The following is a 26,034-nucleotide window of genomic DNA, read 5'->3' on the forward strand; positions in this document are numbered from 1 at the left end:
TGCAGCCCGGGTGAATCACGCTAATCTTTCCCCGACCCGAGGGGAGATTTTCAATGAGCGACTATTACGATCTGGGCACATATTCCTGTCCAGTCAGCACGACCTCGGCCGAGGCGCAGCTTTGGTTCGATCGGGGGCTGGTTTGGACCTTTGGCTATAACCATGACGAGGCCGTTGTCTGTTTCCAATGCGCTGCCGAGCATGACCCGAACTGCGCCATGGCCCATTGGGGCATCGCTTATGCCGCCGGTCCGAATTACAACCTGCCCTGGGATTTACGCGACGCGCGTGGCCAGCAGAAAGCGCTTGCGCAAGCCTATGACGCGACCCAGCAAGCGCTGGCCCTGTTGGACACCTGCACCCCCGTTGAACAGGCACTGATCCGCGCCCTGCCCGCCCGTTACCCTCAGCGCGATCCGATCCCGGATATGAACGGCTGGAACCACGATTTTGCCGATGCCATGCGCGCGGCCTTTGCCGATCACCCCGATCACTTGGACCTGCGCACGATATATGTTGAGGCACTGCTGAACCTCACCCCCTGGCAGATGTGGGATCTGAAAACCGGCCAACCCGCCGAAGGCGCAGCAACGCTTGAGGCGCAGAAGGCGCTGGAAGACGCGATGGCCAATGACCCCGCAGCCATGTCGCATCCGGGTCTGCTGCACCTCTATGTCCACCTGATGGAGATGTCTCCGACCCCCGAAAAGGCATTAAAAGCCGGGGATGTTCTGCGCACGCTGGTGCCGGATGCGGGCCATCTGGTGCATATGCCCACCCATATCGATGTGCTGTGCGGCCACTACCACAACGTCGTTTATTGGAACGAACAGGCCACCATAGCCGATCTAAAATATTACGAGCGCGAAGGCGCGTTCAACATCTATACCGGCTATCGCCAGCACAATTACCATTTCGCCATCTATGGCGCGTTGTTCCTGGGCCAGATGGAACCGGCCCTTCGTGCCAATCAGGGCCTGTGGGACACAACCCCCGAAGAGTTGTTGCACATCGAAAGCCCGCCCATGGCGGATTACTTCGAAAGCTACATGTCCATGGGGCCGCATATCCTGATCCGCTTTGGCCGATGGGACGAGGCAAAGGCGCTGGAACTGCCCGCAAACCCCGACCTCTATCGCACGTTGACTGCCACCATCCACTATGCTCGCGCCATCGCCCATGCTGCAACCGGTGACGTCGCCGAAGCCGAAGCTGAGGAACAACTGTTCCTGTCGGCCAAGGCCTGCGTGCCTGAAACACGCCTTCTGCACAATAACCGCGTCGTTGACCTGCTTGAAATTGCCCGGGAAATGCTGAGCGGAGAGATCGAATACCGCAAGGGCAACTACGATATCGCCTACGCCCATCTGCGACGCTCGGTCGAGTTGGATGACACGCTGCCCTATGACGAACCGTGGGGCTGGATGCAGCCAACCCGCCATGCATTAGGGGCGTTGTTGTTCGAACAAGGTCACGTGGCCGAGGCCGAAGCGGTCTATCGCGAAGACCTTGGCTTGGGCGGCACCCTCAGTCGTGCTTCGATCCACCCGGACAATGTTTGGAGCCTCAAAGGTCTGCACGATTGCCTGAAGGAACGCGGGGAAAGTGTTGAAATCGCTCAGATCAAACAACGTCTTGATCTGGCGCTGGCACGTGCTGACCGCGCCGTCGGAGCATCCTGTTTCTGCGCCCAAGCCGCGATGAGGGCCGCCGAATGAGATACGCGCTACTGCTGGCTGCCGTGATCTGCGGCCCAGCACTTGCCGACCGTCAATCCTTTCCACCGGTCGATCAGTCAGACCGTGATCCATCGTTGATCGCCTTTCGCGAGGCATTAATGGCCCAAGTGGCTGCACGGGATACCGACGCTGTGGTTGCCGCGTCCTGCCCCGATATCTACCTAAGCCATGGCGGTGATGGCGGCCCCGAGGAATTACGTTCCAATCTGACCCTCGACCCGGAAGCCCTGCCGGAAGAACAGCGTGAAAACGCGGATGCGTTACGCGCGCAATACTGGTCTGACTTGGAAACCACTTTGTCTCAGCCCGGTTACTTCGACGAAGAAGGCGAGTTCTGGATGCCGCATCAATGGCAGATCACCCTGCCCGCCTCGCTGGACCCAGAGTTGGCGTTTTTTGTCACAGGCTCCGATGTATCTCTGCGTCAAAGACCGGATCGCAACTCGTCCATTATAGGCCTGATCAGCCACGAAATCGCGATCATACGTGACTATCAGGACGGTGCCGAATATCAGCGTGTCCTGCTGACGGACGGCACCCAAGGCTATATGCACGCCGACTTTCTTTGGCCTATGACCGGCCACCGCGCCGCGTTTGTAAAATCCGACTCGGGCGACTGGCAGTTGTGTACTTTCGTCAGCGGCGACTAGACCTTCGCCTTCTTCTTCTCGGCCACCACTTTTTCCGCCAGATCGCGGGCAATGGCAAAGGCGCCTTTGATCTTGTCACTGTCTTTTTTCCAGTCTCGGCGCACGACGATCTTGTTGTCCTTAACCTTGGCCAGCCCGCGCTGGTTCTGAATAAATTCGACCAACCCCTGAGGCGAGGCGAACTTGTCATTGTGGAACTGGATCGTCGCGCCTTTAGGTCCGCCGTCCAATTTGGCAATGCCCGCACGTTTGCACATCGCTTTGATACGCACGACCAGCATCAGGGTGTTCACCTCTTTTGGCAGTGAACCAAACCGGTCGATCAACTCAGCCGCGAAGCCTTCCAATTCGACCTTAGTCGAAAGTGACGACAAGCGGCGGTACAGCCCCAGGCGCACATCCAGATCGGGCACATAATCATCGGGGATCAGAACCGGGACGCCCAGATTGATCTGCGGGGCCCATTGGTCGTCTGCCTCCGACAGACCCTCCATCTCTCCAGCTTTGATTTTGGCAATCGCTTCTTCCAGCATGGATTGGTACAGTTCGTAGCCGACGTCACGCATCTGGCCTGACTGTTCTTCGCCCAGCAGATTGCCCGCGCCGCGAATGTCCAAATCCTGGCTGGCCAGCGTGAACCCCGCCCCCAGTGTATCAAGAGAGCCTAGAACCCGCAGTCGTTTCTCGGCCGTGGCCGTCAATCGCTGGCGCGGCTTGGTGGTCAAATAAGCGTAGGCGCGGGCCTTTGATCGCCCCACCCGTCCGCGAATTTGATACAGCTGCGCCAGACCGAACATATCCGCGCGATGCACAACCATTGTGTTGGCCGTCGGTATATCCAGCCCACTTTCAACAATCGTCGTTGCCAACAGCACATCATACTTCCCGTCATAGAAGGCATTCATGCGGTCGTCGAGTTCGCCTGCCGCCATTTGCCCGTGGGCCACGACATACGTCAGCTCCGGTAGTTGGTCCTTCAGGAATTCCTCAATTTCAGGCAGGTCCGAGATACGCGGGACCACATAGAAACTCTGCCCGCCGCGATAATGTTCGCGCAGCAGTGCCTCGCGCACCGTGACCGCGTCAAACTCGCTGACATAGGTGCGGGTGGCCAGACGGTCGATGGGCGGCGTGCCGATGATCGACAGATCGCGCACACCGGTCAGCGACAATTGCAGCGTCCGCGGGATTGGTGTCGCGGTCAGGGTTAGCACGTGGATATCACTGCGCAGTTGCTTTAGGCGCTCTTTATGGCCAACGCCGAAATGCTGTTCTTCATCGATGATCAGCAGCCCAAGGTTGTTGAACCGAATCCCCTTGGCCAGCAGCGCATGCGTGCCAATCACAATATCCACAGTGCCACGCGCCAACCCATCGCGGGTTTGTTGCGCCTCTTTCGCCGAGACGAAACGCGACAGCTGCCGAACCTCTAGCGGGAAGCCCCGGAACCGTTCCCTGAACGATGCCGCGTGCTGTCGGGCCAGGAGCGTCGTAGGGGCCACAACGGCCACCTGCACGCCGGACATCGCAGCGACAAAAGCGGCGCGCATGGCGACCTCGGTCTTGCCAAAGCCGACGTCGCCGCAGATCAGGCGATCCATTGGTACGCCCGAGTGCATGTCTTCCATCACCTCGGAAATCGCGCGCAGCTGGTCGTCGGTTTCCTGATACGGAAAGCGCGCGCTGAACTCCTCCCACGCATGGGGCGGCGGGTCCATGACCGGAGCTTTGCGCAGCGCCCGCTCAGCAGCGATGCGGATCAGCTTGTCCGCCATCTCGCGGATGCGCTCTTTCAGCTTGGCCTTTTTGGCCTGCCATGCACCGCCGCCCAGACGATCCAGCAGACCTTCATCGTGCCCGTATTTCGACAGCAACTCGATATTTTCGACCGGCAGGTACAATTTGGACTGTTCGGCATATTCCAATAAAAGGCACTCATGCGCCGCGCCCGCCGCCGTCACGACCTCCATCCCCTGATACCGTCCAATCCCGTGATCGACGTGAACCACCAGATCACCGGGGCTGAGCGATTGGGTTTCGGTCAGGAAGTTCTCGGCCTTTCGGCGTTTCTTGGGTTGGCGGATCAGGCGGTCGCCCAGAACATCTTGTTCCGCGATCACCGTCAGGTCCGGCGTTTCGAACCCATGCTCCAACGCCCATACGGCCAGGTGCAGCCCGCGTTTACCGACGCGAGTGCCGTTGGAAACGGGGATCGCTTCGGCAAGACCTTCGTCTTCGATCAATCCGGTCAGGCGTTCGCGGGCGCCTTCCGAATAAGACGCGATCAGCACCGGCCCTTTGGCCATCTTGTCAGTGATATGACTGGCCAGCGCCCCAAACAGGCTGATGCTTTCCTGCTGTCGTTCGGGCGCAAAATTCCGCCCGATCCGGCCACCCGCATCGATCACGCCCGGGCCGCTGGCCTGTGGCAAAGGGCTGAACTGCAAAACGCGCCGGTCACCCACTGCCTGTTCCCATGCAGCATCGTCGAGATACAGCAATCCGGGCGGCGTAGGTTTGTAAACCGTGTCCATGCGCGAGCGGTTTTCTAGCGCCAACCGCCGAGTTTCGTACTGGTCCTCAATCGACTCCCACCGGGCCAAACGCGCAGGCGTAACCTGATCGTCCAGCGAGATCGTGGCACCAGGCAGATAGTCGAACAGCGTTTCCAATTTTTCGTGAAAAAACGGCAACCAGTGTTCCACGCCTTGATGTTTGCGGCCAGCGCTAACCGCCTCGTACAGCGGATCGTCAGTGCCCGCCGCACCGAATTCGATGCGATAGTTTTGCCGGAATCGTGTGATGGCGGCGTCATCCAGAATGACCTCGGACACCGGGGCAAGTTCCACCACATCCAGCTTCTCGGTGGTGCGTTGTGACACCGGATCAAACCGGCGCGCACCGTCCAGCACATCCCCGAACAGGTCCAGGCGAACCGGGCCGGATTCGCCCGGAGGGAAGATGTCGATAATGCCGCCGCGGATCGCATAGTCTCCGGGCTCCATAACCGTTGGGCTTTGTGTGAAACCCATGCGCACCAGAAAGTTCCGCAGCGCGGTTTCGTCGACGCGGTGGTTGACCCGCGCGGTAAACGCGGCCTCACGCAGCACGTCACGCGCCGGAACCCGCTGTGTTGCCGCATTCAGTGTCGTTAGCAGCACAAACCGTTCGGGCATCTGATGCACCAGCGCGGCCAGTGTTGCGACCCGCGCCGCCGCGATATCCGCGTTCGGTGAAACCCGGTCATACGGAAGGCAATCCCAGCCGGGGAAGATGAACACCGGCATGTCCGGAGCGAAAAAGGCAAGTGCTGCCCGCATCGCTTCCATCCGCTTGTCATCGCGCGCAACGTGACAGACCGGCCCATTGGATCGCGCGATCTCGTTCAGGACAAGTTGTGCGTCAAACCCCTCGGGGGCGCCGCCGACTGTTACGTGGTTCGGAGCCGTCATCGTCTCGCCTTTCCGAATTTCCTACCCCAGAACACCAATCGAGAAGTTCTGATACATGCCCCAAAGCGACGTGATCAAGATCGAGACCATGCCGATAATCTGCGTATAAATCCGGCAGCGGGTCAAAATCTTGCCGGTAAATTCCAATGTCCCGTCGCCGGCCTGCAGCTTTCGCGCTGCTGAAATGTTGATCAGCATCACAATACAGACCGGGAACAGCAACAAGAACACAGCCTGCGCGAATTCAACGCCGTAAAAGAACCCAAGCATCGCTAGACCGGTGAAAATAAAACAGCACAGCCCCAGAATGGCCAGACCAGACACATCAACGATATACAGAATCCGATTGCTGTTGATCCGCACGATGTCCAGAAAATCACGTTCTGCTTGTCCTCCGACACGACGGGCGCGCACCAGAAGATCATAGGGTATACCCATAGACCAATGGCTTGCCGACGACCACAGCACGGCCAGCCCGATCCAATACCACAGATTCGAAAAGCTGCGCATGTCGATGATTTCGAAAAGCGAAGAGTATAAGTCCAAGCGTCAGCCCTTTGTTCACTGTCCTTTGGGGCCTTCTTTGCGCAAGCGCGACCATCGTTACCCTTGAGACCACTTGGAATTCATGCCACCCAATGCGGGAATATTCAAGGAGAGTGCGACATGAAGCCGACCATCGCCCCCTATCCCCTGACCCGTTTCCGCCGAGCGCGCCAATCGCAGGCCGTGCGCGGCCTTGTTCGGGAAAATACGCTGACCACAGATGATCTGATCTGGCCGGTTTTTGTGCGCGACGGCGAGGGTGTGGAAGAGCCCGTGCCCTCGATGCCCGGTGTGATGCGCCGGTCGGTGGATCTGATCGCCAAGGCTGCGGTTGAGGCGCAGGCGCTGGGAATACCCGCGATCTGCATCTTTCCCTATACCGACGCCAACCTGAAAACCGAGGATTGCGCCGAGGCCTGGAACCCTGACAATCTGTCTAACCGCGCCATCCGCGCCATCAAGGCCGCTGCCCCGGAAATCGCGGTGATGACCGACGTTGCCCTGGACCCGTACAACATCAACGGTCACGACGGTTATGTCATCGATGGCGAAATTGTGAACGACAAAACGGTCGAGGCGCTGGTCAAGATGACCCTCGCGCAGGCTGAAGCAGGTGCCGATATCATTGGCCCGTCCGACATGATGGATGGGCGGATCGGTGAAATGCGCCGTGCGTTGGAATCGGCGGGACATCAGAACGTGATGATCCTCAGCTATGCCGCGAAATACGCCAGCGCCTTTTACGGACCCTTCCGCGATGCGGTGGGTGCATCGGGTGCACTGACGGGCGACAAGAAGACCTATCAAATGGATCCGGCCAATTCGAACGAGGCCCTGCGCCTGATCGAACGCGACCTGACCGAGGGCGCCGATATGGTGATGATCAAGCCCGGCATGCCCTATCTGGATATCTGCCGACGGGTAAAGGACACTTTTGGCGCGCCGACATATGCCTATCAGGTGTCCGGTGAATACGCGATGATACAGGCCGCTGCGCAGAACGGCTGGATCGATGGTGAGAGGGTGATGCTGGAAAGCCTGCTGGCCTTCAAGCGCGCTGGCTGTGACGGCATCCTCACCTATTTTGCTCCACAGGTCGCGCGCATCCTGCAAGGCTAATATCCCCAATTGTCGCAATTTTTCGCCGATTGTGATCCGCTGTCACTCAGCTTTCCCGTGACACGCGTGGGCAATCGGCGTATTCTTGCACATAAGATCGGGAACACCCGACATATCAGGCAGTCATACAGAGAAAAAAACATGAGCAGTTCCAACGCACCCCGACTAAGCCGTCGCGGCTTTGCCTTTGGCATGGCCGGTTTGACGGTAACCGCAGCTTGCGGCAACGGTGTCGGCAACTCCAACGCCGCCACCATCGATGCCCGCGTCGATGCCACACTAACCGAAATGTACGCGAAATATCCCAACACGGTTGAGATCGCAAACAAAGCCAACGGCATGTTGATCATGCCCCTGATCACCGACGCTGGATTAATCTTCTTTGGTGGCGCCTACGGTCAGGGCGCCTTGCGCATTCAGGGCGCAACGGTTGATTACTATTCTGCAATTTCCGGAACCGCCGGCCTGCAAATCGGCGCGCAACAATATGCACATGTCCTGTTCTTCATGACGCAGGACGCACTGAACGATTTCCGCCGGTCCAGCGGATGGACCGCCGGTGCCGATATTGGCTATGTGGTTGATGCAACTGGAAACTCCCTATCCACGGACACAACGACTCTGCGGTCGCCTGTGTTGGCGGTGGTATTCGGACAAGCCGGACTGAAATTCGGCGCCACTGTCGAAGGCACCAAATACACGCGGATCATTCCGTAAACATCGGACTACCACTCCCCCCTCATTAGTCCCCGCCACAGGTTCCCAGCTGCGGCGGGGTTTTTCATTTATAGCGCTGTAAACACGAATATTCCCGGGCTGTTCCTCTTTCGGTCGATCAAGCCATCATCTAGTCTGGCCGCAATCGGAATAGGATCAGGATTGTAGGCGCAGATGGGATTTGTTTTTCGCTGGCTCGTACGTATTACAACGGGTCTGATCCTGCTGGCTTTGGCCGCTGTGGCATTGGTGTATTTTTTGGCGAGCCAGTCCTTGCCGGACTACGATCAAACGGTCGAGGTTCGGGGGCTGAGCGCCCCGGTCGAGATCATCCGCGATACCGCCAATGTCCCCCATGTCCTGGCCGAAAATGACCCAGATGTGTTCTTTGGTCTGGGCTATGCCCATGCGCAGGACCGCCTGTGGCAGATGACGGTCATGCGCCGCACCGCGCAGGGGCGTCTATCGGAGATTTTCGGCGCGCGTACCGTCCACATCGACAAGCTGCTGCGCAGGCTGGACCTTTACGGTCTGGCCCACCGCTCGGTCGAGGCGCAGGACGATTACACCAAAGCCGCCTTACGCGCCTATGCCGCCGGGGTAAACGCGCGGCTGGATGAGATCAACGAAGCCGCCCTTGGCCGTGGTGCGCCTGAGATGTTTTTGTTCAACGCGCCCGTTTCGCCCTGGCAACCGGGCGATAGCATTGCGGTGATCAAGCTGATGGGTCTGCAATTGTCCGGCCACCTTGAGGACGAGGTGTTGCGTGCCCGTACCTCGCTGATGCTGAACGATCCGGCGCGGTTGACCGATATCCTGCCAAATGTGCCGGGGGCCGGTATAGCTGCCCTGCCAGAATATGCCGCTTTGTTTCCAGGGCTGCCCCGTTACGCCCGCGGCACGCCTATGCCCCACACGCCGCTGTCGCCTTTTCCGAAACGTGGCTTGGCCGGAGCGTCCAATGCCTGGACCGCCGCGCCCTCACGCTCGGCCAGTGGTGGCACATTGTTGGCCAATGACCCGCACCTAGGGTTCACTGCCCCCGGTGTCTGGTATCTGGCGCGGCTGGAGCTGGCCAAAGGTGGCGTGATTGGTGCAACTATTCCCGGTGTTCCTGCTGTTATGACCGGGCGCAGTGACCGTTTGGGCTGGGGTCTGACGTCGTCCTACCTGGACGATCAGGACGTACATATCGAGCAGTTGAACCCCAAAAACCCCGAGGAATATCTGTCGCCGGATGGCTTCAAAAAGTTCCGCACCCGCCCTTCGATCATCGAGATCAAGGACGAGGCCCCCATCACCCTGACCCTGCGTTGGACAGAAAATGGTCCTGTCCTGCCCGGAAGTCACTACAATCTGGAAACGATCACGCCTCCGGGTCATGTCACCTCATTGTCTTGGACGGCGCTTAGCCCGCGCGACACGTCGATGACGGCGTCGATGGCGCTGATGAATGCTGACACTGTCCGAGAGGCGATTGATGCGGGCGAACTGTTCATTTCGCCCTCGCAAAACCTGTCGCTGGTCGACAAGGATACGATCGGACTAAAACTGATTGGCGCAATGCCCAAACGCGACCCGCTCAACCAAAGCCGCGGCCGTATCCCAACGCCCGGTTGGCTGGCCGAAAACCTCTGGCAAGGCCGCCTGCCTTATGCTGACAATCCCGAATTCGTTGCCCCCGCAGGTGGCATTCTGGGCAACACAAACAACAAGATCATCGACCGCCCCTTTCCCTTGCATGTCTCGTATGAATGGGGCGACACCCAGCGTGTGCATCGCTGGGAACGCTTGATGCAATCGCGCGAGGTCCACACGCGTGACAGCTTTATCGAGGCGCAACTGGATACCGTCAGCTTTACCGCCCGCTCGTTGCTGCCGCTGATCGGTGCGGACCTTTGGTTTACCGGCGCATCCGCCCCCGAAGGCACCCCGGAACGTCAACGTCAGATCGCCCTTTCTCTGCTGGCCGAGTGGAATGGTGAGATGAACGAGCACCTGCCCGAACCGCTGATTTATGCCGCGTGGCTACGCGCGCTGCAAATCCGTCTGATCTCGGACGAGCTGGGCCCGCTGGCCGCCGAATACAAACATGTCGAGCCGCTGTTCATCGAGCGCGTCTACCGCGACATCGACGGCGCGTCGGTCTGGTGTGACGTACGCCAAAGTGCGCCCTCAGAGACCTGCACCGACATGGCGCGGCTGGCGCTGGACGATGCGTTGATCTGGATCGCCGAAAACTATGGCACCGCGCTGCAATCCTTGCGCTGGGGCGATGCGCATCAGGCAACACACGATCACCCGGTACTGGGCTCGGTTCCGGTTTTGCGGTTCTTCGTCAACATCCGGCAATCCACCAGCGGCGGCGACAATACCCTGCTGCGCGGGCGTACCTCGGGCGAAGGCAAGGACCCGTTCCAAAACGTACATGGCGCAGGCTATCGCGGCGTTTATGACTTTGCCGACCCGGACAGTTCAGTCTTTATCACGGCAACCGGTCAGTCGGGCCATTTCCTGTCGCGCTATTATGATGATCAGGCGCAGCTGTGGCGGCGGGGCGAGTATATCCCGATGTCATTGGACCTGGATTTGGCGCGCGCTGCGGCCGTCGGAGTGACCAACCTTATCCCGCGCTGAATTCCGCTGTTTCGGCAAGACCTTGCCCCCTGCTACCCGCACCCGTGGACGCCGAGTGCCGTTTTCGCATACGATCTGTCAGCGGATTATGTGGGACCGGGGGCACAAATGGCGAGTATTCGGGATAGGCTGAACAACCTTGCGCGCGACTATGCAATCGCCTGGAGCTCGGGCGACCACGACGCAGTCGCTAGTTTTTTTGCCGCCGACGGGCAGATTTCCATGAACCGGGCTGAACCGCTGAAAGGCCGCGCCGCAATCGCCGAAATGGCCCGTGGATTTCAGTCTGACTTTCCCGATCTTGAGCTGCGCTGCGACATGATGCGATGGGCAGGACCCCACGCTATCTTTGTTTGGACCTTCGAAGGCCACCATACCAAAACCGGCAATCTCGTCGTCACCCGGGGTTGGGAAGAATGGGACCTGACCGAAGACCACAAAGTTCTATCCTCGCAAGGATGGTTCGACGTCGAGGATATGCAGCGTCAGATTGATGGGGGCTGACTGCTAAATCCCGGCGAATTGCGCCGCCTGCCTGTCCGTCCACAATACAGTGATTTCGAACCCGTTTTCGGTCTGTTTTTCGGACCGCACGACATCCTGTCGAAACAGCCAGGCGCGTCTGTTGCCCTCGGCAAATCCTAAAGACAGTATCTCTTCGTGTCGCGCGCCCTGCAGCTTGGTTGCAATCTCGGCAAGCAAAGGGTCTACCCCTTCGCCGGTTACTGCCGAAATGGCAAATATCGACGGATCACGTTTGGCCCGTTTAAACGTGGCCTCGCGTTCGTCGTCATTCAGCAGGTCAATCTTGTTCCACACCTCCAGCCGGGGACGTTCTTCGTCGACACCAAGCGAGGTCAAAATCGCCTCGACATCCTGCGCCTGTGCGTCAGTATCTTCGTGGCTGATGTCACGAACATGGACAACGATATCGGCGCCCAGAACCTCTTCGAGGGTCGCGCGGAAGGCCGCAACCAGTTCGGTCGGCAGGTTCGAGATGAAACCAACTGTGTCCGACAAGATCACCTCGGGACCGTCCGGCAGTTCGACCCGGCGCATGGTCGGGTCCAGCGTGGCAAACAGCATATCCTTGGCCATGACCTCGGCCCCGGTCAGGCGGTTGAACAGCGTCGACTTGCCCGCGTTCGTATATCCCACCAAAGCGACAATCGGATAGGGCACCTTGGCCCGCGCAGCGCGATGCAATGTACGGGTCTTGACCACCTTCTGCAATTGCCGCCGCAACCGCACAAGCTGTTCGTCAATCGCCCGTCGGTCAGCTTCGATTTGGGTTTCACCCGGGCCACCAACAAAGCCCAATCCGCCGCGCTGCCGTTCCAGGTGCGTCCAGGCCCGGACCAGCCGCGTACGCTGATAGCTGAGCGCGGCCATCTCGACCTGTAACACACCTTCGCGGGTACGCGCACGGTCGCTGAAAATCTCAAGGATCAGGCCGGTTCGGTCGAGGATTTTGACCTTCCAAGCCTTCTCAAGGTTGCGTTGCTGTACAGGAGATACCGGCCCGTCGATCAGAACCAACTCGATCTCGTGATCATGAATCCGCTCGGCCAGTTCTTCGATCTTGCCGCTGCCAAACAGCAACCCCGGCTGGGCACGTTGCAAACGCACAATTTCAGACCCGACCACATCCAGATCGGGCAAAGCGGCAGCCAGCGCCACCGCCTCTTCCAACGCCGGTTCGGGAACGCGGCGCTGTTCATCAGATTTGATTTCCGGATGCAGCACCCAGGCCCGGGTGCGCGTCCTATCGTGTTCCATCAAGAGGCGTCTTCGCCCTCATACAGGCTGATCGGTTGCGACGGCATGATGGTCGAAATCGCATGCTTATAGACCAGCTGCGACTGTCCGTCGCGGCGCAGTAGCACGCAGAAATTATCGAACCAGGTGATCACACCCTGCAATTTCACACCGTTGATCAGGAATATTGTGACCGGGACCTTTGCTTTCCGTACATTGTTCAGGAACGCGTCCTGCAGATTCTGTCTGTCCGAAGCCATATTTTATTATCTCGCCATTGTTCTTGCTACGCGCTGCGGACCAACGCGCTCCCTCCGCAGGAGTATGGAGTGCTGCGCACAGATATTCCAGATGAAAAATCAGTCAATTCTGGAATGCCGAAGCTTAATCCCGCCAAAGGGTTGGCGTAATCAGGGCAATGATCGCAAGTGTTTCCAGCCTTCCGATTACCATCGCCGCACACATTGTCAGTTTGGCCCCAAGCGACAGGTCCACCAGTCGGATGGGAATATCCGTGGCCAGTTCAATCACCGGACCCGTCGTGCTGAGCGCCGCAACGGTCAGGACCATGGCCTGTTCGAACCCCGCCCCCATCATCGCCAACAGCAGATTGAACAAAGCGGCCGTCAACGCGAACATCATCAAAAAGATCCAGGCGATAAAGGCACCGTCGCTTTGGATACGCCGATTGCCGCCCCCTACGCCGCTGACCGATGAGGGGTAGATAAGCCGGTCAATCTCGCGCGCACCGTTGAGGTACAGGGCAAAAACCCGCAGCAGTTTGACGCCGCCCGCCGTGGTGGCGACCCCCCCGCCGATCAGGGCCAGACCCATAAGGATCAGGCCGGGCGTCCCCAGCCCCGACAATTGCTGTGCGTCATTCCAGTTGGCGCTTTCGAACCCGGCCGTCGTCAGGAATGCCAGTGCCGTGAACACCATACCCCAGAACACATACACCGCATCAATCGGGCTCAGAGTCCCGCCGATTTCATTGACGCCCGCCCACACACGAAAAAACAAAAGCGTTGCAACGGCAATGACGATCAGCAGACCGATCCGAAACTCTGGGTCCTTGTCCAGCCGCGAATACCCGGTGGTGGCGGTATCGGTGGAAAAGGTCAGTCGGGACAGGGCAAAGAACAGGAACAGGAATATGATCGCCTCGCCCGTGAAACCAGCCTGTGCACCCTCAAGCCCACCGACCGGAGAGATTCCGGACGTGGCCATGGTGGACATCGCATGACAGATGGCGGTCAGTCCTTGCTCGCCTGCGATCAACAACAGCAGCCAGATCACCGCCGTCAGACCTGTATAAACTGGCGTCAGCGTGCGCGTCAATCGGACCAAACGCCCGCGCGGATCGACTTTTTCACTTTGTGCAACACCAGAGACCGGACGGCCGGGTTGCCCACGTGCGGTCACCTCGAACCCGCCCAACGACAGCGGTGCCAGAATCGCGGCCGCCGAAATCCACATCAGCAAACCGCCCATCCACCCCACCAGCGCCCGCCAAAGGTGTAGCGGGGCCGTAAGGCGATCAGGGTCTGGGAAAATGTCAGCGCCGGTGGTTGTCAGCGCACTGACCATGTCGAAATAGGCGTTCAGAAATGTGGTGTTGCCCAACGCATCGTGCAGCGGGATGGCAAGAAACAAGGGCAGTACCGTAAAACACCCCAACAACACCGCCAACTGCCCCAACGTACCCCGACGCGGCACCCGGTTCGACGACGCCAACCCGACCGAGGCCACAACGAAAAGCCCCAACAAACCAGAATAGAAGAATGACCGCGACGTGTCATGATCATCCAGCGCCAGCGAATAGATCGCCGGCACCCACATCGACAGCGAAAACACCGCCCAGATCAGCAGGAACAGCGGCAATCGCCGCACCAAACCGATCTGCTGTGTTCGCGCGCGCATCATCAGAAGAAATCTATCGAAACCTGCAGCAACCGCTCGACCTCGGGCACATCTTTGGCCATGGCAAAGATCGCGACGACATCTTTTTCCTCGATCCGCAGACTGCCAGTGGGGCGCAGCACCTCATCCCCCTTGCGTACAGCACCCAACAGAACACCTTCGGGGAAATCAATGTCGCGCAGTTTTTGCCCGGCCAGCGGCGAGGTCGACAGCACCTCGGCCTCGATCACCTCGGCCTCGGCATCCCCAATGGAATAGACCTGCCGCACCCGCCCGTGGCGAATGTGGCGCAAGATTGAGCTGACGGTCGTGGCGCGCGGGTTGATATAGGCATCGATCCCCAGCGGGCCCATCAGCGCCACCATTGTTGGATCATTGATCAGGGCAATCGCCAGCGCACAGCCTTCGGATTTGGCGCGCACAGCGACCAGCATGTTAGCCCGGTCGTCATCGGTCACTGCCAGCATCGCATCAGCCCGTTCGATCCCCGCCTCGCGCAGCAGGGTCGCATCCAGCCCGTCACCATTCAGAACAATCGTTCGTTCCAATGCTTCAGCGGCGTGTTCGGCGCAGCTGCGGTCACGTTCGATGATTTTGGCGCGCACCCGGCTTTCACGCTCTTCCAGCGTGCGCGCAACCTCAAGCCCGACATTTCCGCCACCGACAATCACAACGCGGTCCTGTTTCTTTTGCGTCTTGCCAAAGACCTCCATCGTGCGGTCAACGTCCTGAACGTTGCTGAAGACATAGCATTCATCGCCAACGAACAACTGGTCCTCGGATTCCGGTGCAAACAGGCTGCCGTCGCGCCGAACCCCCACGACAATAGAGCTGAGTGTTGAAAACAGATCTGTCAGTTGTCGTAGCGGCGTATTGATGATGGGACAGTCTTCTTCGATGCGGATGCCAAGCAGCTGGGCTTTGCCATCCATGAACAGTTCCGTGTCAAAGGCCGAAGGTGCGGACAGGCGGCGCATGGCAGCGGCTGCCACTTCGCGTTCAGGGCTGATTACCACGTCGATGGGCAGGTGATCGCGACGAAACAAGTCCGAGTGGATCGCCTCGAGATAGGATTTCGAGCGCAAGCGTGCGATCTTGCGCTGGATCGAGAAAATGGAGTGCGCCATCTGACAGGTGACCATATTCACCTCATCCGAATGGGTCGCGGCAATGATCATGTCGGCGTCACGGGCGCCCGCCCGCTCTAGCACGTCCGGATAACTGGCAAACCCTGCAATCCCCTGCACATCCAGCGTTTCGGTCGCGCGACGCACCAGGTCAGGGTTGTTGTCCACCACCGTCACATCGTTCAGCTCGCCCGAAAGGTGCCGTGCAATCTGCCAGCCGACCTGACCCGCACCGCAAATGATGACCTTCATGTTTTTGGCCCTTCTGCCTGAAATCTTTGAATGACAGATGCCCCCAAAGCGGTCAATTGAATTGTCATAACGGCAAAGCTACGGCAAGATAAGCCTATGAAATCAGTAGTTCGTTTGATTATTCTATTGATGGTCCTATCCGCATGCGAAGGCCCGCTTTCACTGTATTATCGCGAGGGTGAGAGCGTTTCGCGTCTTCAAGCTGAGACCACTCAATGCCAGGTTAAGGCGCTGGAAGAGGTTCCGGTGGCCACTCAGATACGTCAAAGCCCGCCTACGTATTGGCCCGGGCGCACCTATTGTGACGGACGGGGACGTTGTTACCGGTCGCCCGGCTGGTGGCAGCCCGGCCGGGTTTATTCTGTCGATGCAAATCAAGGATTGCGCAATCAGGTCGAGGCCCAGTGCATGGCCAAAAAAGGGTTTCGTCCGATCAGCCTGCCGCCTTGCAAGCAGAACGTGAAATCACGGGTGCCCGCCGTGGCCACAACGACATTGCCACCGATAGGCACCCAATCGTGCTATGTGAAATTCGACAACGGGGCGTTCCAGATCATCAATCCCGGTCAAGCCGGGTAACGGCCCGGCGGATTATTCCGCCGGCTCCGGTTCGTCCAGTTGCGCCACCCGCGCACCTGATTTGTTCGAGGTCACAACCCCCAGCGATTTCAGTTTGCGGTGCAGCGCGCTGCGCTCCATCCCGACAAAGCTGGCGGTGCGGCTGATATTGCCACCAAAGCGGTTGATCTGGGTGAGCAGGTATTCTCGCTCGAACGCCTCGCGGGCTTCGCGCAGGGGCAAGGTCGCCAGCGCACCCGACAGCACCACACGACCCGAGTCGTCGGTCTTTTCCTCTTCGGCGGGCAATTCCTTGGCCTCGATCGGCCCAGACTCGTCCCCCAAGATCAGCACGCGTTCAATCAGGTTCTTGAGCTGCCGCACATTGCCGGGCCAGGTCATGGTCTGCAACAGCGCCACTGCCTCTTCCGAGATCTCACGCATCGCGAGCCCCTGCGTTTCATTACACATCTCAATGAAATGCTGCGCCAGAACCGGGATATCCTCGCGCCGTTCTTCCAGCGACGGCACCGCAATCGGCACCACGTTCAGGCGGTGATACAATTCTTCGCGGAACCGATCGGCGGCGATTTCCGTTTCAAGATCGCGGTTGGTTGATGAGATTACCCGCAGATCAACCCGCACTTTGTCCGATCCACCAACACGCTGGAATTGCTGATCGACCAGCACGCGCAATATCTTGGACTGCGTGCCCATCGGCATATCGGCCACCTCGTCGAAATAGACCACACCTCCATGCGCTTCTTCCAGCAGGCCGGGCTCGATTCCACGTTCCGAGGATTCACGACCAAACAGAACTTCTTCCACACGCGCAGGTTCAACCCCGGCGCAGTTCACGGTCACAAAGGGCGCATTGGCGCGGTTGGAATGGGCGTGGATGTATCGCGCGGCGATTTCCTTGCCCGATCCAGCCGGGCCGCTCAGCATCACACGACCATTCGATTTGGTCACCTTGTCCAACTGGCTTTGCATCGCGCGGAAAGACGCGGACTTACCGATCATATCCGAATTGGTGACCTCTTTGCGTTTCAGCGAGGCATTCTCGCGCCGCAGGCGCGAGGTTTCCATGGCGCGACGGATAACCACCATCAACTGGTCAATGTTAAAGGGCTTTTCGATAAAGTCATACGCCCCCTGCTTGATGGCAGCGACCGCGATTTCGATGTTCCCGTGGCCTGAAATAATCACCACCGGCACGTCGGGGTTGTCGCGTTTCACGGACTTCAGAATGTCGATCCCGTCCATACGGCTGTCTTTCAGCCAGATATCCAGTATCAACAGCCCCGGCGGTTCAGAATTGATCTCGGCCATGCACTCGTCCGAGTTGCCAGCCAGCCGGGTTGAATAGCCTTCGTCCTCCAGAATGTCGGACACCAGTTCGCGAATATCGCGTTCGTCATCTACGATCAGAATGTCACTCATCTTTGGCCTGCTTTCAGTTTGTTTGTATGAATTGCCTGCTTCTGTGGCGCTGCGGTCGGAGAGAGATTTCCCCCCGGTAAACGGATCACGGCCATCGCACCAAAATGGTCCTGTCCGTCAAAGACGGGCGCATCTTCCAGGGTGAGCGCTCCGCCATGTTCTTCGATAATCTTTTTGACGATGGGCAGGCCCAAACCTGTGCCCTCGTCCCTTGTGGTCACATACGGCTCAAACAGCCGCGCCCGATCTTCGGGCAGGCCGATGCCGTTGTCAGCGATGGTAATCACCGTACCCGCGTCATCGCTGATCACGTCCACCTTTATCCGTGGTTTCAGGTCATCCGGTGGGCCTTTTTGTTTCAGTGTTTCAATGGCCTCACCGGCATTCTTGATCAGATTGGTCAGCGCCTGATTCAGCATTGTGGCGTCCACATCCGTCAATATCGGTTGATCAGGTAGTGTCGCGTCGATCTGTACGTCCGGCTGCCCGGCTTGCTGCAACAGCACCGCCTCGCGCACCAGCCCGACGACGTCTTCTTCGCGCCGGTCTGGTTCCGGCATCCGTGCGAATTTCGAAAACTCGTCCACGATCCGCCGCAGATCATTTGTCTGCCGCACGATCACGTCAGTCATGGATTCAAGGCTATCGCAATCCTCTTCATCCAACTTGCGTGCGAATTTGCGTTTAATGCGTTCAGCGCTCAGTTGGATTGGCGTCAGCGGGTTCTTAATCTCATGCGCGATCCGCCGCGCAACGTCGCCCCAGGCGGCCATCCTCTGCGCGCTGACAAGATCGGTCACATCATCGAAAGCAACCACATACCCCTCAAGCCCGCCGTCTTCGCCACGGCGGGTCGCCATGCGGACAAGCAGGTTTTCAAGCTGACCTTTGCGGGTGACCTTGATCTCCCCCTGCACGGCCTCTTGCCCACTTTCCTTGAGGCTTTCGAACAGCGGCAAAAACTCTGGCACTGCAATACCGATGGCAAGCTGCTCATCCACACGCGTCCAGTCCAGCAACCTCTCGGCCGAACGGTTCACGAATGTTACGCAGCCATCCGGATCAACGCCAACCACGCCCGAGGTCACTGAGCTGAGCACCGAATCGAACAAACGCCGACGGCGCTCAATCTGGCGGGTGTTCTCAAGTAACGTATCGCGCTGTCCTTTAAGTTGCCGCGTCATCTGATTGAAATAACGGCCTAACATTGCGATTTCGTCATCGTTGGCTTCTTCGATCACCTGCACACTCAGATCACCCGCACCAACGCGCTGCGCTGCCGTGGTCAACCGGCCAACCGGGCGCGAGAGGCGTTCGGCAAACCACATTCCCAGCGACATGGCCGCCAGAATAAGGATCACCGCGAAGCCCAGATACAGCAGACCGAATTCGAACAGCACCCTGCCCCGTTCGCTTTCCAACTGTTGGTAGAATTGTGCCGTTTCCTTGGTATCGTCCAGCAGCGTCAATAGCTGTCCATCCACCTCGCGGCTGACATAAAGATACCGATCCAGATAAGCCTGCAATGGAACAAGCGCGCGGAATTCATTGTTTTGCCAATCGGCGATGATCAGGACACCATCATCCGTGGCCTGAACCATTTGTTCGGGTGTAGGGGCCTCGTAATCGAATAGATAGGAACGATCCCCGCGCGACTTGATTTCGCCAATACCGTCAATGACATACGCCTCGCGCAGGCCACGTTGAATCTGCGCTTGTCCTTGCGCAAGAACTTCGCGCAGTTCTGCGTCTGAGATATAAAAATCCCGACTGCGGGCATTGTCCAGATACCGAGCCAGAATGGTTGCGTCCTGCGTTAGACCCTGGCGGTGTTCCAACTCATATGCTTCGGCCGCAGTCAGAGACGAGCCCACCACCTGACGCACGCGATCCGAAAACCACCCTTCCAAGCCGATATTCACCGTCAGCCCTGCAAAAATCGCTACGGTGACAGTCGGCACCAGAGCCAACAGCGTAAATGCGCCAATCAATCGAAGGTGTAGACGGGAGCCCGCAGATTTCGCTCGGCGCGCCGCGATCAGGTTGAACACCTGCCCCAGAACAAGAGCGGCCACGACCAGCACATAAACCAAATCCGCCAGAAGAATCAGGCGCAGCGTTGGGGCCGTTGCCCCCAGATCAAACGGACCGATGACAAGATAGGTCGACAACGCCAGCGCAGGGCCTAGAAGAACCAGGCCCAAAGTGCCGAAATTGCGCAGTTTTCGGGATTTCCGCCACCGATTTATCGCTGGAATCGGCCCGCTCTGTGCCCGGGTTGCCACCGTCTGCCCTCATCCTGATGTGTCGCGTGCGCGACGTACCGCCATATGTCGTGGTCCTTGCCGGGTGCGAACCCAGATGCCACGATTTGTGTGGCGATATTACATCAGTTTGCGTCGACGTGTCACCTGAATATCGAGATCTGTAATCTTTTTCCGCAGCGTATTCCGGTTAATCCCCAGCAGATCTGCACATTTCGCCTGATTTCCGCCGGTTGCGTCCAAAGCCTGTTCTATCAGTGGCGCCTCGACCTCGCGCAAAATCCGCTGATACAGGCCCGGAGGCGGCAAAAGATTTCCGTGCAGGTCGAAGTATCGGCGTAAATGACGGGCAACTGAGGCCGATAACTTCTCACGTTCGCCGTCGCCAAGAATCGGTTCGGCCTCGGGCTGGCTGCCCAGAACCATTTCGACCTCAGATTTGGTAATCTCGTCGGTGCGGCTGGTCAGGCTCAGACGGCGCACGGCGTTTTCCAGCTGTCGCACATTGCCAGGCCACGAATAACGCCGAACCAGCTCTACCGCGTCAGGGCTGAGCCAGCGTTTGGCGCCATGCTCACGCTCTTCTCGCGCCAGAAAGTGATCGGCCAGCAAGATGATATCGTCCACCCGTTCGCGTAAGGCGGGGACATGCACCGTGGCGCCGCACAGGCGGTAATACAGGTCCTGGCGCACCCGCCCATTTTCCATCGCTTCGGTCAGGTCCGACTGACTAGTGGCCATAAAACGCGGAACGTGATCGCCGGGCGTATCCATCATGCGCACGATGCGGGCCTGCAATTCGTCTTCGATATCGGCTATCTCATCGATCAACAGGGTGCCGCCACGTACACGCGCCATAATGCGCGCAGGGCCTTCCAGATCGCGCAGGTCCGCCGCTGTGGCGGTCACAAACGGCAATGTGCGCCGATCCGAGAAGTCATGAATAGCGCGCGCAATCAGAGACTTACCCGTACCACTTTCACCAGAAATCATCACCGACAGGTCTGTGTTCATTACCCGAGCGACCAACCGGTACAGCGCCTGCATCACTGGTGTACGCCCAACCAAAGGCAGTTCTTCCGGACGATCCTCGGCAACGTCGACCGCTTCGGTTTGCACATGTTGCTTCTGCTCAAGCGCCCTTGCGGTCCGCTTCATCAGATCGGGCAGATCGAATGGCTTGGGCAAGTAGTCATAGGCATCCGCTTCGGCCGCCTGAATCGCCGTCATGATCGTGTTCTGGGCCGAGATCACGATGACCGGCAAACCGGGTCGATCCTGAGAGATTTTTGGCAGCATCTCTAACCCGTTACCATCCGGCATGACCACGTCCGAGATCACCACGTCACCTTTGCCTTCGCCAACCCAACGCATCAACGTGGTCAGCGACGAGGTCGCATGAACTTTGCACCCTGCCCGCGTCAGGGCCTGCGTCAGAACAGTGCGGATCGTGCGGTCATCATCTGCAACCAGTACTGTGCCATCCATCGGGTGCTCTCCTTGTTCTACATTGTGTCTTTTGGTGCCCGCCTCAGCGAGATGCGGAACACCGTGCGGCCCGGCACCGAGTCGGCTGAAATCCAGCCGTCATGGTCCGAGATGATCTTGCTAACTAACGCCAGCCCAAGGCCGGTGCCGTTTTCCTTGCCCGACACGAAGGGATCGAAAATATCGCCACGGATCTTCTCGGGCAGGCCCGGGCCATCGTCGATGATTTCGATCTGCAGCGGCAAGGAATGGCCGGATCCATCATTGCGTCGCAGGCGAAAGGAATGTTCGAAATAGGTGCGCAAGCGGATCGTTCCGCCCTTGGGGTCAGCCGCTTCCGAGGCGTTCTTGAGCAGGTTCAGTACCACCTGAAGGAACTGATCCGGGTCCCCATAGGCCAGCGGCAACGAAGGGTCGTAATCCTCGATGATTTTCATATGCGCACCAAACCCCAGCAGCGCCGATCGGCGCGCACGGTCGAGAACATCGTGAATATTGACCGGTTTAAAATCAGGTTGTTGCAGGTTTCCGAATTGCTCTACCTGTTCCAACAACTTTACGATACGGCGACTTTCGGCGACAATAAGATCTGTTAGTTCAAGATCTTGCGGCGGAATATTCATGCTAAGCAATTGCGCTGCCCCGGTGATCCCGGCCAGTGGGTTCTTGATCTCATGCGCCAGCATCTCGGCCATGCCGATGGCGGACTGCGCTGCCGATTTCACCGTATTGCCTAAGGTCATCCGCCCCGCCAGTTCACGCGGCGAGATGATCATGATCATCGACCCCGGATGCCCGACCAAAGGCGCAATCTGCAACGCGCATTGCAATGGAGCCCGGTTGCCCGATCCGGCATCCACATCGTTCACGAACAGCGGCGTGCCATGTTCGCGCGCGCGCTCAAACGCTTCTTCCAGCGGGGCGTCCACGGCAATTTGATCCCAGACCGGGTGCCCGACCACAGCCTTGCGCGAGGCGTTCAGAAACCCCTCTCCAGCCGAATTCACATCGGAAATCCGGTCTTCGGCGTTGATAATGAAGGCGGGAACCGGCAGCGAGGTCCAAATGTCCTGATCCGAGGTCATGCCGCCGCCTCTGCATCTGCGCTCAGCGCGTCGCCCAGCAGGCGTATCACCTCATCCGTATCACGCGTTGTTAGAACCGCGCGGCGCAGGGCTGCGGGTGTGCCGGCCTCGTCCATGTACCAGCCCAGATGTTTCCGTGCGACGCGCAGGCCTAGATCGGCCCCATAAAACCCGAGCATCGCCTGATAATGACCACGAACCATTTCTATCAGATCGTCACCCGTCGGAATCTCCGGCGCTGCCGCGCCATAGAGGTCATGACAAATCTGCGCCAACAGCCACGGTTTACCCTGCGCCCCGCGCCCGACCATCACGCCATCTGCGCCTGATTGGTCCAGCGCAACGCGCGCGGCATCCGTATCCACAATATCCCCATTGGCGATAACCGGGATCGAGACCGTCTCTTTCACCGCGCGGATCGCCTGCCAATCGGCGCTGCCTTTGTAGAATTGACATCGGGTGCGGCCATGAATCGTGACCATGCAGATGCCTGCATCCTGCGCCCGCCGTGCCACATCAGGCGCATTCAGCAGGTTGTCATCCCACCCCAGACGGGTTTTCAGCGTCACCGGCACATCAACGGCTTCGACGACCGCCTCGATCAACGTCAACGCGTGGTCCGGCGTTTTCAGCAAGGCCGACCCTGAGTAGCCGTTCGTCACTTTCTTGGCCGGGCAGCCCATGTTGATATCGACCACCCGTGCCCCGCGATCGGCCACTTGCCGGGCAGCTTCGGCCATCCAATGCGCCTCACGCCCCGCCAGTTGAACGGCGGTGTTCTCAACATCTGCCGAAAGTTCGGCCCGTTCCCGCACGCCGGGCTTGGCCTGAACCATCTCCTGGCTTGCAACCATTTCGCTGACGACCATGCCCGCGCCAAAACGCATCACCAGATCGCGAAACGGACGGTCGGTGATTCCGGCCATCGGTGCCAGCAGGACTGGCGGGTTCAGGGCTTTGTTAGCGAGGAGCAGAGTCAACGTGCTTAATCCTTGGGCAGTTGCGGCTTTGATATCGAATTGAGCGCATATGAACAACAAAAGGGCGACCTTCAAGCCCGCAAAATCATCATATGCCCATTTTTTAGGCAACTTTACGTGGGTGATTGCCTCTGCAATCACCGCACCCTAAAGATTGCCTCAAACCATCGGAGAACACGCCCCCATGACCACCGCCGCCATCATCGTCGCCGCAGGACGCGGCCTGCGCGCCGGAGGGGGAATGCCAAAGCAGTGGCGACCATTGGCGGGGCTTCGCGTTGCGGATTGGACGATTGACCGCTTTCACGGGCAAGTCGACCAGATCGTGCTTGTCTTGTCCGAAGATGACTGGGACGCATGGGCCGAGTTCGAAAACTCTGATCTGATCCTTGCCAAGGGCGGCAGTGACCGGGCGGGGTCGGTGCGCAACGGGCTTGATGCGCTGTCGCCCTATGGGGTGCATCGCGTTCTCATTCATGACGTCGCGCGGCCTTGCGTTGACCTGCAAACCATTCAACAGGTTCTGGAAGAACTGGAAACCCACCCTGCTGCCGCGCCGGGGCTGGCGGTCACGGATGCGCTGTGGACCGGGGACGGTTCTATCGTGACGGGAACTCAGGATCGGACCGGACTGTTCGCTGCGCAAACACCGCAGGGTTTTCACTATGACGCCATCGTTTCGGCCCACGCGGCCCACCCCGGCGGCGCTGCCGACGATGTCGAGGTCGCCCGTGCCGCCGGGCTGGACGTGGTAATCGTGCCGGGCGAAGCGGATAACATCAAAATCACACGGCCCGAGGATTTTGCCAGGGCTGAACGTATATTGGGAACGGATATGGATGTAAGGCTGGGCAACGGGTACGACGTGCATCGGTTTGGCGAGGGGGATCACGTGATCCTGTGTGGTGTGAAGGTGCCGCATGATCGCGGCCTGCAAGGTCATTCAGACGCGGATGTGGGCATGCACGCCGTCACTGATGCCATTTATGGTTCGCTGGCGCAGGGCGATATCGGACAGCATTTCCCACCCTCTGACCCACAATGGAAGGGTGCCCCCAGCGAGATTTTCCTGCGTCATGCGGTCGAGCTGGCCGGGCAGATGGGCTACAAAATCTCGAACGTCGACTGCACGCTGGTCTGCGAATACCCCAAAATCGGCCCCCATGCGCCTGCCATGCGGGATGAGATGGCACGGATTATGGACCTGCGCTCGGATCAGGTCTCGGTCAAGGCAACGACGTCGGAACGGCTGGGGTTCACAGGCCGAAGCGAGGGGATTGCCTCACTCGCCACAGCTTGTCTGGTGAAATCATGACCGCCGCGCAACTGATCGGAACCGTCTGCGGCGTGGGCTATCTGCGACCTGCGCCCGGCACATGGGGGTCACTAGCCGCCCTGCCGCTGGCGTGGGTTCTGCACACGCTTGGCGGCTTTCCCTTGCTGGTGATCGCCACACTTGCCGCGTTCTTTGGCGGTCTCTGGGCCACGCGCGTGATGACCGCCGGTCAGGACAATCACGACCCGTCCGAAATTGTCATCGACGAGGTCGCCGGGCAGTTCATCGCGCTCTGGGCCATCTCTTACCCCTCCTGGGCACACGGGATTGAAATCACGGCACTTTGGCCGGGCTGGATCGCCGGTTTCGTGCTGTTTCGTCTGTTCGACATCACCAAACCGGGCCCTGTTGGCTGGGCCGACCGGCGCAACGATGCGATGGGCGTCATGCTGGACGATGTCATTGCCGGTATCTTCGCCGGGATCGGAGTTCTGATCCTCGCCGGTATTTCGCACGGAGTACTGGGCCTGTGACCGTCGCCGAAATCCTCGACCGCGCCAAGGCCCAAGGCGTAATGATCGCCACCGCCGAAAGCTGCACCGGCGGTATGGTGGCGGCGGCACTGACCGATATCCCCGGCAGTTCGGCCGTGGTCGAGCGTGGGTTCGTCACCTACACGAACACCGCGAAACAGCAAATGCTAGGGGTTCAGGCTGAAACGCTGGCCGCGCATGGGGCGGTTTCGGAACAGGTTGCGGGCGAAATGGCGGACGGTGCCCTGGCGCACTCCGACGCGCAATTGGCGGTTTCCGTCACCGGTATCGCGGGCCCCGGTGGTTCTGAATTCAAACCCGAAGGTCGCGTCTGTTTTGGGTTAGCCGCGAAAGGTCACCCTACGCTGACCGAGACCGTCGAATTTGGTGCATTGGGTCGGGAAAACGTGCGCGTGGCCGCAAGAGATCATGCTTTGGCGCTGCTGGCACAAGGACTTAGCGCACTTTCTTAATGCGGCGCCAAAACCGC

Annotated in this window: 21 protein-coding genes; 10 read left to right on the forward strand and 11 right to left on the reverse strand. The window is 59.0% G+C overall.

Annotation, left to right across the window (positions count from 1 at the left end; genetic code table 11):
- Positions 1 to 53 precede the first annotated feature (53 nt).
- Positions 54 to 1,718 (forward strand): hypothetical protein, encoded by a 1,665-nt coding sequence (locus AB1A64_RS05040; RefSeq protein ID WP_366550421.1) that lies wholly within the window; start codon positions 54 to 56, stop codon positions 1,716 to 1,718.
- The gene (locus AB1A64_RS05045) at positions 1,715 to 2,389 is read left to right on the forward strand and encodes an SH3 domain-containing protein (protein ID WP_366550422.1); all 675 of its coding nucleotides are present in this window, start codon (positions 1,715 to 1,717) and stop codon (positions 2,387 to 2,389) included. The genes AB1A64_RS05040 and AB1A64_RS05045 overlap by 4 nt, the downstream gene beginning before the upstream one ends.
- Here AB1A64_RS05045 and mfd read toward each other — a convergent pair.
- Together mfd and AB1A64_RS05055 are read right to left on the reverse strand one after the other, a co-directional pair.
- Positions 2,386 to 5,841 carry a transcription-repair coupling factor gene (gene mfd / locus AB1A64_RS05050; RefSeq protein WP_366550423.1) on the reverse strand — a complete coding sequence of 1,152 codons (3,456 nt, stop codon included), beginning with the start codon at positions 5,839 to 5,841 and terminating at the stop codon, positions 2,386 to 2,388. The two genes, AB1A64_RS05045 and mfd, sit on opposite strands and share 4 nt — an antisense overlap.
- A gap of 21 nt (positions 5,842 to 5,862) precedes the next feature.
- Complete coding sequence (locus AB1A64_RS05055; RefSeq protein WP_366550424.1) at positions 5,863 to 6,387, reverse strand: component of SufBCD complex; 525 nt, start codon at positions 6,385 to 6,387, stop codon at positions 5,863 to 5,865.
- A gap of 120 nt (positions 6,388 to 6,507) precedes the next feature.
- Between AB1A64_RS05055 and hemB the strand changes: the two genes are divergently transcribed.
- The 4 genes from hemB (at position 6,508) to AB1A64_RS05075 (ending at position 11,364) form a co-directional block, all read left to right on the forward strand.
- Entirely contained in the window at positions 6,508 to 7,506 is a 999-nt protein-coding gene (hemB, locus tag AB1A64_RS05060) for a porphobilinogen synthase (protein ID WP_366550425.1), read from the forward strand.
- 141 nt (positions 7,507 to 7,647) lie between these two features.
- Positions 7,648 to 8,223 carry a YSC84-related protein gene (locus AB1A64_RS05065; RefSeq protein WP_366550426.1) on the forward strand — a complete coding sequence of 192 codons (576 nt, stop codon included), beginning with the start codon at positions 7,648 to 7,650 and terminating at the stop codon, positions 8,221 to 8,223.
- Positions 8,224 to 8,397: 174 nt separating this feature from the next.
- Positions 8,398 to 10,860, forward strand: a complete 2,463-nt coding sequence (locus tag AB1A64_RS05070) for a penicillin acylase family protein (protein ID WP_366550427.1) — start codon at positions 8,398 to 8,400, stop codon at positions 10,858 to 10,860.
- Positions 10,861 to 10,968: 108 nt separating this feature from the next.
- Positions 10,969 to 11,364 carry an SgcJ/EcaC family oxidoreductase gene (locus AB1A64_RS05075; protein ID WP_366550428.1) on the forward strand — a complete coding sequence of 132 codons (396 nt, stop codon included), beginning with the start codon at positions 10,969 to 10,971 and terminating at the stop codon, positions 11,362 to 11,364.
- A gap of 3 nt (positions 11,365 to 11,367) precedes the next feature.
- Here the strand turns inward: AB1A64_RS05075 and hflX are convergent, their stop codons facing one another.
- From hflX to trkA, 4 genes are all read right to left on the reverse strand, one after another.
- Positions 11,368 to 12,639 carry a GTPase HflX gene (gene hflX / locus AB1A64_RS05080; protein WP_366550429.1) on the reverse strand — a complete coding sequence of 424 codons (1,272 nt, stop codon included), beginning with the start codon at positions 12,637 to 12,639 and terminating at the stop codon, positions 11,368 to 11,370.
- The gene (hfq, locus tag AB1A64_RS05085; protein ID WP_010440340.1) at positions 12,639 to 12,878 is read right to left on the reverse strand and encodes an RNA chaperone Hfq; all 240 of its coding nucleotides are present in this window, start codon (positions 12,876 to 12,878) and stop codon (positions 12,639 to 12,641) included. The genes hflX and hfq overlap by 1 nt, the downstream gene beginning before the upstream one ends.
- 124 nt (positions 12,879 to 13,002) lie before the next feature.
- On the reverse strand, positions 13,003 to 14,541 hold the full coding sequence (locus AB1A64_RS05090) for a potassium transporter TrkG (RefSeq protein ID WP_366550430.1): 1,539 nt from the start codon (positions 14,539 to 14,541) through the stop codon (positions 13,003 to 13,005).
- A complete protein-coding gene (gene trkA / locus AB1A64_RS05095; protein WP_366550431.1) occupies positions 14,541 to 15,917 on the reverse strand; it encodes a Trk system potassium transporter TrkA in 1,377 nt (458 codons plus the stop codon). The genes AB1A64_RS05090 and trkA overlap by 1 nt, the downstream gene beginning before the upstream one ends.
- 96 nt (positions 15,918 to 16,013) lie before the next feature.
- Between trkA and AB1A64_RS05100 the strand changes: the two genes are divergently transcribed.
- Positions 16,014 to 16,496 carry a hypothetical protein gene (locus AB1A64_RS05100; protein ID WP_366550432.1) on the forward strand — a complete coding sequence of 161 codons (483 nt, stop codon included), beginning with the start codon at positions 16,014 to 16,016 and terminating at the stop codon, positions 16,494 to 16,496.
- A 12-nt stretch (positions 16,497 to 16,508) separates the two neighbouring features.
- Here AB1A64_RS05100 and AB1A64_RS05105 read toward each other — a convergent pair whose 3' ends face one another.
- The 5 genes from AB1A64_RS05105 to dusB form a co-directional block, all read right to left on the reverse strand.
- Positions 16,509 to 17,918, reverse strand: a complete 1,410-nt coding sequence (locus tag AB1A64_RS05105; protein WP_366550433.1) for a sigma-54 dependent transcriptional regulator — start codon at positions 17,916 to 17,918, stop codon at positions 16,509 to 16,511.
- Positions 17,915 to 20,203 (reverse strand): PAS domain-containing sensor histidine kinase, encoded by a 2,289-nt coding sequence (locus AB1A64_RS05110; RefSeq protein ID WP_366550434.1) that lies wholly within the window; start codon positions 20,201 to 20,203, stop codon positions 17,915 to 17,917. The genes AB1A64_RS05105 and AB1A64_RS05110 overlap by 4 nt, the downstream gene beginning before the upstream one ends.
- 99 nt (positions 20,204 to 20,302) lie before the next feature.
- Positions 20,303 to 21,670 (reverse strand): response regulator, encoded by a 1,368-nt coding sequence (locus AB1A64_RS05115; RefSeq protein ID WP_170395979.1) that lies wholly within the window; start codon positions 21,668 to 21,670, stop codon positions 20,303 to 20,305.
- 17 nt (positions 21,671 to 21,687) lie between these two features.
- Positions 21,688 to 22,755: an ATP-binding protein gene (locus tag AB1A64_RS05120; RefSeq protein ID WP_366550435.1), complete on the reverse strand. Its 1,068-nt coding sequence runs from the start codon at positions 22,753 to 22,755 to the stop codon at positions 21,688 to 21,690.
- Positions 22,752 to 23,735 (reverse strand): tRNA dihydrouridine synthase DusB, encoded by a 984-nt coding sequence (gene dusB / locus AB1A64_RS05125; protein ID WP_366550436.1) that lies wholly within the window; start codon positions 23,733 to 23,735, stop codon positions 22,752 to 22,754. Before dusB ends, AB1A64_RS05120 begins: the two co-directional genes overlap by 4 nt.
- Positions 23,736 to 23,919: 184 nt before the next feature.
- On the opposite strand from dusB, the gene AB1A64_RS05130 reads away from it, so the two are divergent.
- The 3 genes from AB1A64_RS05130 to AB1A64_RS05140 are packed head-to-tail and all read left to right on the forward strand — an operon-like array spanning position 23,920 to position 26,017.
- Entirely contained in the window at positions 23,920 to 25,050 is a 1,131-nt protein-coding gene (locus AB1A64_RS05130) for a bifunctional 2-C-methyl-D-erythritol 4-phosphate cytidylyltransferase/2-C-methyl-D-erythritol 2,4-cyclodiphosphate synthase (protein ID WP_366550437.1), read from the forward strand.
- Complete coding sequence (locus tag AB1A64_RS05135) at positions 25,047 to 25,544, forward strand: phosphatidylglycerophosphatase A (protein WP_366550438.1); 498 nt, start codon at positions 25,047 to 25,049, stop codon at positions 25,542 to 25,544. The genes AB1A64_RS05130 and AB1A64_RS05135 overlap by 4 nt, the downstream gene beginning before the upstream one ends.
- Complete coding sequence (locus tag AB1A64_RS05140; RefSeq protein WP_366550439.1) at positions 25,541 to 26,017, forward strand: CinA family protein; 477 nt, start codon at positions 25,541 to 25,543, stop codon at positions 26,015 to 26,017. Before AB1A64_RS05135 ends, AB1A64_RS05140 begins: the two co-directional genes overlap by 4 nt.
- The last annotated feature ends 17 nt before the right edge of the window (positions 26,018 to 26,034 follow it).

Origin of the sequence: Ruegeria sp. ANG10 (assembly GCF_040705255.1) — a bacterium.
Classification (GTDB): Bacteria; Pseudomonadota; Alphaproteobacteria; order Rhodobacterales; family Rhodobacteraceae; genus Ruegeria.